This window comes from Dehalococcoidales bacterium (assembly GCA_028716225.1).
Taxonomy (GTDB): Bacteria; Chloroflexota; Dehalococcoidia; order Dehalococcoidales; family UBA5760; genus UBA5760.
Map to the genome: position 1 here is coordinate 19,552 of JAQUQE010000019.1, position 10,910 is coordinate 30,461.

The window sequence follows — 10,910 nt, forward strand, 5'->3', positions numbered from 1 at the left end:
TGCGCTACCTTTGCAGTAAATTATGACCGGTAGGGGTCCAGCCAATTCAGCATCCCCTTGACGTACTCAGCAACCTCTCTCCCCGTTTCTGTCTCGATGTCGATGACGTTGTAATGATCGGCATCGCCCTCGAGCTGTACGTTTATCGCACCGACAATGCTCTCCGGCGCAGCCAACGAAGCCCCGCGTGGATACTCGTTTCGCTGATAGATGCACCGAAAACAAAGACGGCTCCGCCCCCACTCCTCATACCACGGCAACTCCATATGGTGTATGCCGTAAGATCCTACGGTCCCATCTCCAACAGCCCAGCCATGTGGATCGACAAGAACCACTCCAATTTTATGGCCGCGATTCAATATCCGATTGATACGGTCCCAATATTCATGCAGCATCCACCACGTCCGAATAGCACCGAAGGATTTGCCCACGAGAAGGAAGTACACCGTTTCGTCTTTGTACTCTTCAAGGAAATCCACCGATCCCTCTATCTGTCTACTAAAGACAGAGGGCACGCATCGCAGCTTCTCGATCTTGGTTTCGGGAACCTCAGCAAACACAGCCCTTAAAAACTTCCGAAGCTCAAACTCTTTACCACTTACGCCATCGGACAACCCCGATATTGCACTGCAGACTATTTTGGACATCCGGCCTCCATTTTTGTGATTATCTCCGATAGCTGTCTTTTGGCATCGCGAAGTACCACAACCATATTGGCGACATCTTCACCCATGACCGCACGCTTGGCCTTTTGTGCCGACCGGTAATCACCGGGGTCCACGCCGATGTCTTGCATCATGGTTTTAAACAACTCTAGGTTTTCAACTTCTCTTTGCAGCTTCTGATTCTCATCGGCCACTGCCTTGATCTTATCCTTGTATATTTCCGCGTACCTCTTCGAGAGATTCCGGCCATATCTTCGGTTATGCTCTTTTTCCGCAATAAATGATTCAACAAACCTGAGCGTTGCTTGACCACTAGACTGATGCTCGACAAACCTGGATTTGATGCGGACCCTGGACATCAGCAACGCCTTATATAAAGGCTCCAACGTGCCGTCCGGGATGCCCTTCCATTGCGCTTTGACCTTCGTGAACAACCTGCTCCCCGTGGAAGAAACGTAGATTAGCCCACAACTGTCTGGCACCTCCTTCGGGTCAATGACATCCCTGGGGCTACAAAAATAGAACTCGTTACAGTACGGCAAATATATCTGCCACTTGTTGTCGTGTATAAAATCAGACCGATTGACCTTGATTTCATATCCGACCGTAAGAGGCTTAGCCCATGATTTTTTCATCGCCCATGCGTCGATACGGCCATCTACTATAAACGGACCGAATCCTACCCGACATTCAGGGACGAACAGGTCGTCCGAATGCTTGGCCTTAAGAAGACCCAAGATGGTATCAGCGGTAATCACGGTCATTTCAGCGCAAATGTCGCAAGCTCTTTGCGAGCAGCAGCAATCTCATCCTCGGACATTCTCCGGAATCGAATGACGCACACATCTGGATTCGACGACCAAGGGGCATCCCGCATATGAATTTCATTCCATAGATCCCTGAAAGTCTTCCGCGCAAAAACGCCGAATATCTTCTCCACACCCTCTGCCTCGGCATCTTCCTCGGTTATATTGTGCAGCTTCTCGGTCCGCACGCTTACGACCTGAAGCCACAGACGGGACATCCACCGGCACATGTATCTAGCACGTCGTGGCTTCCCTCGCTCCGCGTCCTTTTCGCCCTCGTTCCCATACCAGACTCGGGAATGCTTCGGAACACGCGCTGGATTCCGGCCGTCGTACTGCGTCTCTAAGAAGTATTTTTCCTTGACAACCAACACGTCCCCTGGGCTGTAGGGAGGGGTCTTTCCGCCTATTATACGCCGGGTTACCGACTTCTTCTCGGAGAAGATAGCTTGCACCATATCAGTGCGAAAAGATATAGAATGAGCTTTCATTTTTTTGACCCGTCTTCGAGACCACGCTTGTACCACCGCGCATGAGGCACGGAGACAGTGCCTCCGCATTTTGTACACTTGGCTCGTCTTGGTAACACGGTGTTTTCTTCCTCGATATCCTTAAAGTCATGAGGTTTCTCGCACGCATCCAGCGCCGCCATGTTCGCCTTCACGTCGGCATAGATGGCATCTACCTCGGACTTCTTTATCCCCGTTATTTCGGATAGCCTTCCTTTAAAATCCATTTACCCCTCAATTCAAGTTCCCGTCCTTGACTCGTTTGTCCTTGGTCGCTACCACTACGTTCGCCGCATACTCCCAGGCCAGCATGGACAGCTTCGCCATTTCCATGCTTCGCTGTGCAGCAAGGCGATGCGCCTCGAACGCATCCTTGCCCAATAGGGCCAGCTCGATAACGCACGTTTTGATGCCCTCCGCAATGAAGCACCCGACCAGATTAAACCCATTATCCCCGGTATAAGCGACCGGGACACAATGAACAATGTGCCCCATGCCGTTACGGTTTTCGACGAAAAAAACCCGCTCTTGGTTTTTTATCGCCGTCGTTATTTCCACAGGTGTCATTTATCAACCCCGTATTTCCGGGCCAAGGAATAGCCCGTCTCGCACGCCAACCCGATGAGTCTCGAGTATTCTTCCCGCTTGCTCGGGTTCCCCGAAGAGAAGGGTTCATACCGACCAAGCATCTCCTCCATGTGCTCCTTGGCCAAGTCGGCCCTGACCAGAAAAAGATCGATCAAAAGCTTCTCAATATTTGTTGGTTTCGTAATTGGATTTTCTATGTCTTTATCTGGACTAGCCCCGGACGTATCCGATGAATGCACCACCACTTGACCGTTAAGTATTCGCACAATAGACTCAATTGGATACTCGCAATCATGACGGTTATCATGAATATATAAAACACTTCCCCCTGGTATGTCCTTTATGCGAATTTCAAAACGCTGTTTTTCAGCTTCAGACTTATTCATCGCTCCTCCCATGCTATAGGCATGAAAATGTGGTTGCTTTGCAGTTTCTCAACGACAACAACAGTAACTCCTTTCCCGAGTGTCCGAAATAACCCAAATGCCGTCCAGTCGCACCCCTCGCATGTACAACAATACGGATCACGGGATACCCCATCGCATTTCGGACAACGAAATCCCTTGTCGCCTATTGCAGACATCAAATCGTCAACAGTACTAAAAACCCGGACTTTCCCCTCGTCAATCAAAGGCTGATTGCAATCCTGGTAGTAATTCATATACCAGTAATTGCGCTGCTTCTCCCATGCGTCCAATAAGTCGGCCGCGTCCACCCCCATCTTGTCCGCATAGTACTTGACGCGCTCGATAACCCACTGAAGCTTCCCACGGTAATCATGGTGGCCAGGACTCTTAAGCTCGTCCTTTTCTACCGCCGCCAGCAACGACCGGTATCCGTCACACTCCTCCATGGATCTCATCTCGGCACCTCTCGCCTATCTCCCTATATCTGGACCACTTGATCCGCATCCACGTCCGTGTCTTTCGGGGATTCAAGTTTGTAAGCGCCGCCGCACGCTGGCGCAAACCAAAACTCGAACCCCGGCGTCGGCTCTCCCGTGAACCACTTCCGAAGAGCTTCACTCCTGGTACTTCCAAGATAGCCCTTCAGATACGGATTGGTCGTGCCTTCCGGCACTACAGCGATGTCTCCTATGTTGATAGCTTTCATCGTTCAACCATCCTATACCACCCGCGCCTGTCGCGCTCCAACAGCCCCTCTCTTACCAAGTCCTGACAAACGCGAGACGTTATCGAAGACGCATTGTGGTACTCGAGCCCCAAGGCTTTCTGCCCAAGAACAGTCGGAGAGATCCACTCGTTAGCAAACATCCGGTCCTCATTCATCATGAATTGAAGGATCGCTTGTTTCCTTTCTTCTCGTTTCATTCCGTGCCTCTTTTACATATCCGAACCTGCCCCGATACCGGCCGCAAAAGAACTGCTTCCGGCTCGATCACGTATGCAACCCGAAACACTTGCCCCTGAATCGTAACAGTATCCCCTTCTCCTATTTGGATCTCTACTCTCTTCTTCTTCATATCTTCGGAGACCAATTCATCGACGTATGGCAATATCCTTTCCACAGCCTCCGATAAGCTCCTCGGAACCCAGATAAGCTCTTCACTTGGTCTCATCACCTGGGTAGTCCTCTTCGTCCCCCCAATCATCACAGCAAATACAGTCAACCGGTACACCGAGAATACCGGCCGCTTTTTGCCACTTCCCGGTGGAATAGACACTAGACATTCCACCTTTGCGGTATATACCAGTCGAACACACTCGACTAATCACCGGGACATTCCCCATGGATTCTATTTTGCACACAATGAAATGCCACGTCTCCCGTATGGGGCTGTCAAGCTCTCCCGGTTCAACCGTGACACTGGCTGCGCCCGGTATCGACCGCAGGTATTCGAGATTGTCCAAGTGAAAACTCTGGATCGCATCTTCGATTGTGTCGCCCTCGATCTCGGTAGGCACCGTATTATGCCCGAATGTCACCTTGAATTTCATGGCACCAGCTTTCCGGTATCCGGGTCGAAAACCCGCCGTATCACTTGCCCCAGCGGTGTCACTCCCGTGACCCAATCGCCCAAAAACGGACGACCCTTATCTCGCCGGGACTGCAATGCCCTGAGCATCGCCGCTTCCGCATCACCGGCCCCTTCGACTACCCGGCTCATGGAAACGCGCCGCCCGTCCATCCTGTGCGTCGCGGCTGTAACCGTAACGGGCCATATCATCTTCCGTACCATGGGTTCTCGTTCTCCTTCCTCCTCATGTACAGCAGATATTCCCTCTTCCACGACCCTTGCCAGTCGCAACGACTGCCATACCGGCGATGCAAGGTTTGCATTGTCGGCAGGTTGTCCGTACTGATATCCGTCCAAATGTCGTGCCATACCGCGTCGTAACGTACTCCCTTCGGCGGCCGGTAAGTAAGTGCGTCATCATGAATAATCTCTACCCTGTCCCCATAAACCGACTGAAAAGACGGGGCTACCAGCTTTATGACATCTTCGTTCTTCTCGACCACCGTTATGTGATTTACACATGGCACTCCTGCCCATCGATTCTCCAAGCAACATCGTAAAACACATCCTAATCCCAATCCGTTGATCAAACACTGGTCTTGGGCTTGATCTATCATTACAGAATGATCGCGCCGCTCGTCCAGCGTGTCGCTCATCACAAGCACGCCATTTATCATTAGGCGTGTATAGCTCCCCGCTGGAACGCCCCGGCCGTCGCGAAAAGCCCTGATCTGCCCGAATGATGCGTCTCGCTCGGAGACCTCGAACTTCTCAACCTTAACATTTCCGGACTGCCCTTCTGGAATAAAACTATCAACCTTCCAGTATTCAGCCCAAGACATCTTGCTACCTCCAACTTCAACTTTAACACCCAAATAAGATTTGTCAACCCGAAAACGTCAATCAGAAAACCGCCGCAATGCCGTCCGTATCATGGCCTCGACATACTCGTCCCGGCCCGGCAACCAAGACTCTTCGCCGCCCAACCTCGCCAACTTCTGCAGCTTCCCGTACTTCTCGTTCAGCGTATCCAAGCAAGACTGACACGACATGCGCGGAACACTACCGCCGCCAAATGCTTCCAGTGGTTTCCGCTCCCCGCAAATACAACACTGCTTCTTCCCCTCTCTTACCGGCATCCGCAGAGAATCATTTACCCGATCTTTGAGCCGAGCATACGCCGCCACCGTTCGATCCATAGCCTCGTAAAATCGGTCGAATGATTTACGCTCATCTGATCCGCTCATGCCTCACCTAGCCTCCCTAAACACTTCCTCCGCATTCTCGTCCCTGCCCGCATACGAAACAAAATTGCTCATCTCGTCCGCACGCTGCAAACACGCATCCCCCAATGTATAAACCGCGCCAATAATCATGCGACTCGTACCACCATCAAAATCAACTTCGTACATTATCCACGCCACCACAGGCAGCGTAAAAAATCCGCCAGGACTCTCCGCATCCCTGTATATCGCCCGCTCACCCGTCGTACAAGGCACCAAGCTAATCTCCCTCCACTCCTCACACATCACACCTACCTCCACGCACCTAGCAATACCTGCCCGTTTGTCAACAAAAAATCCACGGCAAAAATTTCACCTAGTAGTTCACGGCGGGGTTTTATGTGATCACCGTTTAATCCGGAGCGTATGGTGATGGCACCTAGGGTCATAGGGAGATGTCCTTAGATGTGAGGTTAGTAGTCACGAGTTTTTTAGCGCGTTTTATACGGATGATCCATGTAGCTGTGTCAGCGGCTTCGTTTGGGAAGTGATCGTTCATGAACTTGGTTTTGGATTTGGGTAGGGAGTCGAAGGTATTTGATACTGTCAAGATTTTCAGCGCGCGTTCTAGGGTATGGTGATCTGTCATGGCAGCAGCTCTTCCGACTGAATCCATTCGTCTGTGTTTTCGGTCGTCCACGCTTGGTTGCTCACCAAGTGACGCATGGTGCGGAAGGATATGTAGATAGATCCGTTCAGCAGCGTTTCGTCTGTTATTATTACCCCATCCAGCGGCACCTTCCTCATTACCACGGAACCTATCACCGACAACCGCCTGGGGAATAGTGTTCCCTTTGCGATCCTCTCGAACTTCATGATTCCTCCTGCCCCATGAGTAGTCTTGCCTGCCGCCTCACATGCTCTTTGACTATCAGCGGCATCGACCCGTCCGGATATACGATATTCAGTGCCGCCATCCTACGGTAGTATTCCCATACGTCGCCGTCCGTTACTCCAGCCAACCTGCCCCAGTACGCCACGTCCAGATTCGTATGGTGCCATACGACATCGAGAGCAGACTGATAGTCGGGCTCCTTCGAGACCCGTCTGGGAACCTTGTGCCATACGGCAAGCATCCGTATCATCGGCGGCGTCAAGACCAACAGAACCGTCTCCGGCACCGGCTCGGATTTCACCATTACCAGCATGTCGTCGTAGACATCGGCGAAATCCTCGTCCTTCTCAATCATTTCGGGACTTTCGTCGACCTGCTTTTCCATGAAGTAGCGATCCTCCTGTGCGAGTAGCGATTAGCTACTTTGGTAGCGGCATATGTGGCAAATGCGCTACTGCAAAGGTAGCGCACTCAAGTGCGCCTATTCCCCTGTTTCGGCGCTTTCCGTCTTCTCTTCTTCCTCGGGCGGATTGACGTATTCCGCACCATAGACCACCTCGTCCTCGCCGTCGTCGCCGACCCGTATCGCAACGATCTTCAGCCCCGTGAACCGCTCCGTGTTCTTGAGCATGTCGTTGATGCTCGTCGTGGTCGTGTTCGTTGCCAGGTACTCTTGGCAGACCATGGTCAAGGCGTGACCCTGCTTGTCGCTGTTTGCCACTTCCATCGCCTTCTTGGTCGCCAACTCGACGATTTCCTTTTGCGCCGGAAACAGGCTCACGCTCCATTTGGCAGCTCGAACCCCCGTATCGTCCGTCTCCGCAGACGCGCTGATACTGCCCCGCTCTTCGCTGTCCGCTTTGAGCATGGCCTCGATTTCCGCTACCGTCTTCCCGGCCAATCGATTCTTCCATTCGGCGGCGTTGTCCGCCGTCACAGCGCCCATGAGCAGCCGAGATTTGGTCCAGCCGAGCCCCCGCAACCACTTCTGGATCGCCGGGGTCATCGTATCGAACCACGATTGCAGCTTGATCAGGTATTGAGCCTTCCTCATGCTGATCTCTACCTCGTGTTCGATGTAGTCGGTCCACGACTCGAATCCCCAGCCTCGATACAGGTCGCTCTTCCAGACGTGTTCCAGAACCGCCCCGAACTGCCAGAAATTCTCGTCCGACTGGGTTCGCAGCTTCAGCACCTCACTGCGAATATCCTCGTGTGCATCCGCTCCCTCGGCCTTCTCGGGAACAACCTCTGTCGACAATTCTTTTCCTTTTTCAGCCATGACTTACCTCTGTTTATTGGCCCTTATTCGAGCCGTCTCTTACAAAAATAGACCACCCTGTAACGACGACCGCCAAAGCACTCCACATGTGCCCCGAAATGCCGTACAGCGGCCCTGGTTTCGCCTTCGTCCCTATCTGGGGCACCTTACCACCCCCCGTCGCCGGAAACCGCTGAATAAGCGCCGCCCGAATCTGGGGGTCTGAAACCGTCTTGCTCTTGCCCGTTTTGGGGTTTTTGTACGTAGCCGCCCCGCACAATGTGATACGCTCATCCAGCCGAGAAACAAGATGCACACACCCACCATGGCACAAATCAGAAGCCTCCTCGAACCGCCCTACCCAGCGCATTGTTTCCAGTGTTGACTTCCCTACAGCCAACCCCATGGGTTCGATGGTCTCGATAAAAACACGATCAACCGACCACCCCCCTGTTTCTGAAACCGCCAGACGACCTCGCAGCATTTGAAGCAATACACGGTTGGCGTATTCCCCGCCACCGTATATAGAGGCAATGCCTCCTCCTATGTCGGGGCCTACGGCGATCATCCCACTTTTTTCAGTTCCCGGATCTATACCGATAATCATTGCTACCTCGGTCTTGTTGCCCGAAAAAAGCCGTTCTTGGCCTTGGCCTTCTCCATGCAGCCTTCACAGCAAAAAGCAAGGACGCGCTCTCGCTTGAAATCCATCGCCGCAATCCATCCGATTGCTGTCGCAACCTCGGTTAAAAAAAAATGCTTGCCAGCTCTGTACGACTGGGATGATATTTCTTTCTTCCTGGTACATGTCCAACATTCGATCATTAAAGGCTCCCCTTCCAAAAGATACTGTGGAGCCGTCAACAAAGTGGCCATTGGCTTCTTGCCAATCCAAGTTTGACTCGCAATCTGCATTACGCCGTTTTGGGCTTTTTCCAAAAACAAAGATCACGAGCAGCACAATACCGGGCCTTGCCCTTGCTCTTCATGGGGCAATCATTGTCGCGCTTGAAGCGTTCGTCAATCCATTTTATCCGCGATTCGGTATCCTGCAGCGCCGGGTTTGCCGCCATCTCTTCCCAGGACTTGCCGCCACGTAGATCGTCGCACGCCTTCACGGCCGCAACGCAATCCTTGGCCTTGGCAATGAGCCGCGATATAATCGCCTCGTCATACGGAATCTCATGCTCCAACAACGAATTCGACAGGCTGCTCTCTCCCTTGAAGATGTAGACAATACGCGCTCTATGGATGCCCGTGGCGAACATCCCAATGTGAACCTGCTCTACATGATGTGCTCGCGGTCCCCCTCCAAGCCCTACCTCGAGTTGATCTCGTGCACTCGACTTTTCCGTTTTCAGCTCCAAAACTTCAGCACCGTCCGGCCAACGGATAATACCGTCGACCTTGACGACCATACGATAATCGGGCATCCGAATCTTAGGCTCCAAATACCGCGCACCCCGCTGAAAATCAAACGCCCCATATCCGCATTCAATAATGCGCTTCTCCCCATCGTTCTTGCTCAGCTCAAACCCAAGCCGTTGAGCTGTCTCCGCTTGGATGTAGGGCTCATTTGATGTCCAGTCGCCCTCGAAACATGTTTTGAAGGTCACCGGCAAGATACTATTCTGGAACAGGTTGTGATACGCCGTTCCCTGCCCCATATTCCACAGGTCTTCGGCACTCCGTATCTGTTGCGCGGAATCGAACAGACTCGCATACGCATAGAGACGAGGACACCACTGTTTTGTTTCCGAAGCATTCAGCCAGAATTCATCTGAAATTTTGCCTTGTGGACAAAGCGTCGGCCGCGAACCGTCGCGAGTCTCGGCCCAATTTTCCAAGATTGCATCCCTCAATCTGGTTGAAATCTTTGATACTTCCGAAGGCCGGTCTTGGGTTACAACATTACCTAACATTCATCCCTCCTCAACAGTCAACATTAGAACTATACTACCTCGAACGCGCTTTGTCAATCAATGTCTTCATCGATGTCGATTTTCTTTGTGGCTCCCGGCGTTGGTCCTTCTTCAAGGTCGCCGCGAGTACCGGCCTGCTTGTCGATCTCGACGATATTGAACGACAGATGAAACATCTTGTCGTTGTCCCTTAATCCGCTGTACATCTGGCGCAGATTCCCAAACCAGTGCTCGCCGTTCTTGTACCCGTCTTTCTCGGCGATCACGGCATCGCGACGAAACTGCCCCGCCGTCCCCGGACGGATGGACGTAATGATCGCCCGCGCAAACGGAATACTGCGCCCCGAGTCGTCCAGGTACTTCGACGTGAGGACCATCTCGTTCCCCACTTGGTGCGGACACTCGTCGTATCTCCGCGCCGCCCCGCTTGCCCGCCCCGCCATCACTTGTTTGGTTTCAAATCGATTCAGTGCAAACATGGTCATCCTTTCTTGGCACGCGCACTCAAGTGCGCCACCTTTGCAGCTCTCGGTCCACCCGAGCAACGGATCAAGGCTATGCCAAGCATGGCAAAATGTCTATCTTCTTTTGAAGCGACGAATCCTGTCCAAAATCAGGCTCCACATGTCCGACAGACCAAATCGCTCGATAACCACGTAGTAGCCTACCAACCCTTCCTTGGTAAGCTTTGCCTTTTTAAAATCTCGCTGATCATTCTCTACCCCTATCGCATTATATATATCCCGAGAGAACTGGCGCTCTATCTCCCTCACAGACCGGCCCTCGTAAATTTTGTGCCACACTACGCATTCCCGTACTATTCGCACTTTCATTGTTTTATTTTGCACCCATCCGGCAATGGACAATCATCAGGAATCGGATATTTCCCTGGCAGCCAGACAATTTTGCAGCTAATTCCTCTTTGGTCATAACCAGAACCCTTTCGCTATCCGTGCAGTTCTCGAACCCTGAAATTGTCAGAAAGATCCTCCCACCTCTCGCCCTTCCGCGATTTCAGGTTGTTTTCTCGCGCATATACGGACCCGTACTGCTTAAAAAACAC

General features: G+C 52.2%; 22 protein-coding genes. All 22 read right to left on the reverse strand.

Translation table 11 applies throughout. From position 1 onward, the window contains the following. Positions 1-20: 20 nt before the first annotated feature. The 22 genes from PHI12_09750 to PHI12_09855 all read right to left on the reverse strand — a co-directional run bounded on the left by PHI12_09750 (position 21) and on the right by PHI12_09855 (position 10,620). A complete protein-coding gene (locus tag PHI12_09750) occupies positions 21-647 on the reverse strand; it encodes a hypothetical protein (protein ID MDD5511077.1) in 627 nt (208 codons plus the stop codon). After that, the gene (locus PHI12_09755; protein ID MDD5511078.1) at positions 635-1,423 is read right to left on the reverse strand and encodes an MmcB family DNA repair protein; all 789 of its coding nucleotides are present in this window, start codon (positions 1,421-1,423) and stop codon (positions 635-637) included. Before PHI12_09755 ends, PHI12_09750 begins: the two co-directional genes overlap by 13 nt. Positions 1,424-1,425: 2 nt before the next feature. Beyond that, a complete protein-coding gene (locus PHI12_09760; protein MDD5511079.1) occupies positions 1,426-1,962 on the reverse strand; it encodes a hypothetical protein in 537 nt (178 codons plus the stop codon). After that, a complete protein-coding gene (locus PHI12_09765; GenBank protein MDD5511080.1) occupies positions 1,959-2,207 on the reverse strand; it encodes a hypothetical protein in 249 nt (82 codons plus the stop codon). The genes PHI12_09760 and PHI12_09765 overlap by 4 nt, the downstream gene beginning before the upstream one ends. 7 nt (positions 2,208-2,214) lie before the next feature. Further along, positions 2,215-2,547, reverse strand: coding sequence for a hypothetical protein (locus PHI12_09770; protein MDD5511081.1), 333 nt, complete (start codon positions 2,545-2,547; stop codon positions 2,215-2,217). Next, a complete protein-coding gene (locus PHI12_09775) occupies positions 2,544-2,954 on the reverse strand; it encodes a hypothetical protein (protein MDD5511082.1) in 411 nt (136 codons plus the stop codon). The genes PHI12_09770 and PHI12_09775 overlap by 4 nt, the downstream gene beginning before the upstream one ends. Then, entirely contained in the window at positions 2,951-3,430 is a 480-nt protein-coding gene (locus tag PHI12_09780; protein MDD5511083.1) for a hypothetical protein, read from the reverse strand. The genes PHI12_09775 and PHI12_09780 overlap by 4 nt, the downstream gene beginning before the upstream one ends. Before the next feature lie 23 nt (positions 3,431-3,453). Then, on the reverse strand, positions 3,454-3,681 hold the full coding sequence (locus PHI12_09785) for a hypothetical protein (protein MDD5511084.1): 228 nt from the start codon (positions 3,679-3,681) through the stop codon (positions 3,454-3,456). Positions 3,682-3,895: 214 nt separating this feature from the next. Beyond that, complete coding sequence (locus tag PHI12_09790; protein ID MDD5511085.1) at positions 3,896-4,150, reverse strand: hypothetical protein; 255 nt, start codon at positions 4,148-4,150, stop codon at positions 3,896-3,898. Next, positions 4,134-4,526, reverse strand: a complete 393-nt coding sequence (locus PHI12_09795) for a hypothetical protein (protein MDD5511086.1) — start codon at positions 4,524-4,526, stop codon at positions 4,134-4,136. The genes PHI12_09790 and PHI12_09795 overlap by 17 nt, the downstream gene beginning before the upstream one ends. Then, entirely contained in the window at positions 4,523-4,768 is a 246-nt protein-coding gene (locus PHI12_09800; GenBank protein MDD5511087.1) for a hypothetical protein, read from the reverse strand. The genes PHI12_09795 and PHI12_09800 overlap by 4 nt, the downstream gene beginning before the upstream one ends. Beyond that, positions 4,753-5,388, reverse strand: coding sequence for a hypothetical protein (locus tag PHI12_09805; protein MDD5511088.1), 636 nt, complete (start codon positions 5,386-5,388; stop codon positions 4,753-4,755). Before PHI12_09805 ends, PHI12_09800 begins: the two co-directional genes overlap by 16 nt. 57 nt (positions 5,389-5,445) lie before the next feature. Beyond that, positions 5,446-5,793 (reverse strand): hypothetical protein, encoded by a 348-nt coding sequence (locus PHI12_09810; protein ID MDD5511089.1) that lies wholly within the window; start codon positions 5,791-5,793, stop codon positions 5,446-5,448. Positions 5,794-5,796: 3 nt separating this feature from the next. Beyond that, positions 5,797-6,045, reverse strand: coding sequence for a hypothetical protein (locus PHI12_09815; protein ID MDD5511090.1), 249 nt, complete (start codon positions 6,043-6,045; stop codon positions 5,797-5,799). Positions 6,046-6,414: 369 nt separating this feature from the next. After that, the gene (locus tag PHI12_09820) at positions 6,415-6,645 is read right to left on the reverse strand and encodes a hypothetical protein (protein MDD5511091.1); all 231 of its coding nucleotides are present in this window, start codon (positions 6,643-6,645) and stop codon (positions 6,415-6,417) included. Further along, positions 6,642-7,049: a hypothetical protein gene (locus PHI12_09825; GenBank protein ID MDD5511092.1), complete on the reverse strand. Its 408-nt coding sequence runs from the start codon at positions 7,047-7,049 to the stop codon at positions 6,642-6,644. The genes PHI12_09820 and PHI12_09825 overlap by 4 nt, the downstream gene beginning before the upstream one ends. A 96-nt stretch (positions 7,050-7,145) precedes the next feature. Then, the gene (locus PHI12_09830; GenBank protein ID MDD5511093.1) at positions 7,146-7,946 is read right to left on the reverse strand and encodes a hypothetical protein; all 801 of its coding nucleotides are present in this window, start codon (positions 7,944-7,946) and stop codon (positions 7,146-7,148) included. 13 nt (positions 7,947-7,959) lie between these two features. After that, positions 7,960-8,532 (reverse strand): hypothetical protein, encoded by a 573-nt coding sequence (locus PHI12_09835; protein ID MDD5511094.1) that lies wholly within the window; start codon positions 8,530-8,532, stop codon positions 7,960-7,962. A gap of 2 nt (positions 8,533-8,534) precedes the next feature. Then, a complete protein-coding gene (locus tag PHI12_09840; GenBank protein MDD5511095.1) occupies positions 8,535-8,750 on the reverse strand; it encodes a hypothetical protein in 216 nt (71 codons plus the stop codon). Between the two features lie 89 nt (positions 8,751-8,839). Next, a complete protein-coding gene (locus PHI12_09845) occupies positions 8,840-9,847 on the reverse strand; it encodes a hypothetical protein (GenBank protein MDD5511096.1) in 1,008 nt (335 codons plus the stop codon). A gap of 53 nt (positions 9,848-9,900) precedes the next feature. Then, on the reverse strand, positions 9,901-10,326 hold the full coding sequence (locus PHI12_09850) for a hypothetical protein (GenBank protein ID MDD5511097.1): 426 nt from the start codon (positions 10,324-10,326) through the stop codon (positions 9,901-9,903). 99 nt (positions 10,327-10,425) lie between these two features. Further along, on the reverse strand, positions 10,426-10,620 hold the full coding sequence (locus PHI12_09855) for a hypothetical protein (protein MDD5511098.1): 195 nt from the start codon (positions 10,618-10,620) through the stop codon (positions 10,426-10,428). Positions 10,621-10,910 lie beyond the last annotated feature (290 nt).

Excerpts from the sequence above, each read along its gene's own strand:
- PHI12_09835 (MDD5511094.1), bottom strand. The coding sequence starts at position 8,532 with ATGATTATCGGTATAGATCCGGGAACTGAAAAAAGTGGGATGATCGCC.
- PHI12_09785 (MDD5511084.1), bottom strand. The coding sequence starts at position 3,681 with ATGAAAGCTATCAACATAGGAGACATCGCTGTAGTGCCGGAAGGCACG.
- PHI12_09795 (MDD5511086.1), bottom strand. The coding sequence starts at position 4,526 with ATGAAATTCAAGGTGACATTCGGGCATAATACGGTGCCTACCGAGATC.
- PHI12_09825 (MDD5511092.1), bottom strand. The coding sequence starts at position 7,049 with ATGGAAAAGCAGGTCGACGAAAGTCCCGAAATGATTGAGAAGGACGAG.
- PHI12_09850 (MDD5511097.1), bottom strand. The coding sequence starts at position 10,326 with ATGTTTGCACTGAATCGATTTGAAACCAAACAAGTGATGGCGGGGCGG.
- PHI12_09810 (MDD5511089.1), bottom strand. The coding sequence starts at position 5,793 with ATGAGCGGATCAGATGAGCGTAAATCATTCGACCGATTTTACGAGGCT.
- PHI12_09830 (MDD5511093.1), bottom strand. The coding sequence starts at position 7,946 with ATGGCTGAAAAAGGAAAAGAATTGTCGACAGAGGTTGTTCCCGAGAAG.
- PHI12_09750 (MDD5511077.1), bottom strand. The coding sequence starts at position 647 with ATGTCCAAAATAGTCTGCAGTGCAATATCGGGGTTGTCCGATGGCGTA.
- PHI12_09800 (MDD5511087.1), bottom strand. The coding sequence starts at position 4,768 with ATGGTACGGAAGATGATATGGCCCGTTACGGTTACAGCCGCGACGCAC.
- PHI12_09770 (MDD5511081.1), bottom strand. The coding sequence starts at position 2,547 with ATGACACCTGTGGAAATAACGACGGCGATAAAAAACCAAGAGCGGGTT.
- PHI12_09775 (MDD5511082.1), bottom strand. The coding sequence starts at position 2,954 with ATGAATAAGTCTGAAGCTGAAAAACAGCGTTTTGAAATTCGCATAAAG.
- PHI12_09805 (MDD5511088.1), bottom strand. The coding sequence starts at position 5,388 with ATGTCTTGGGCTGAATACTGGAAGGTTGATAGTTTTATTCCAGAAGGG.
- PHI12_09845 (MDD5511096.1), bottom strand. The coding sequence starts at position 9,847 with ATGTTAGGTAATGTTGTAACCCAAGACCGGCCTTCGGAAGTATCAAAG.
- PHI12_09760 (MDD5511079.1), bottom strand. The coding sequence starts at position 1,962 with ATGAAAGCTCATTCTATATCTTTTCGCACTGATATGGTGCAAGCTATC.
- PHI12_09765 (MDD5511080.1), bottom strand. The coding sequence starts at position 2,207 with ATGGATTTTAAAGGAAGGCTATCCGAAATAACGGGGATAAAGAAGTCC.
- PHI12_09840 (MDD5511095.1), bottom strand. The coding sequence starts at position 8,750 with ATGATCGAATGTTGGACATGTACCAGGAAGAAAGAAATATCATCCCAG.
- PHI12_09820 (MDD5511091.1), bottom strand. The coding sequence starts at position 6,645 with ATGAAGTTCGAGAGGATCGCAAAGGGAACACTATTCCCCAGGCGGTTG.
- PHI12_09780 (MDD5511083.1), bottom strand. The coding sequence starts at position 3,430 with ATGAGATCCATGGAGGAGTGTGACGGATACCGGTCGTTGCTGGCGGCG.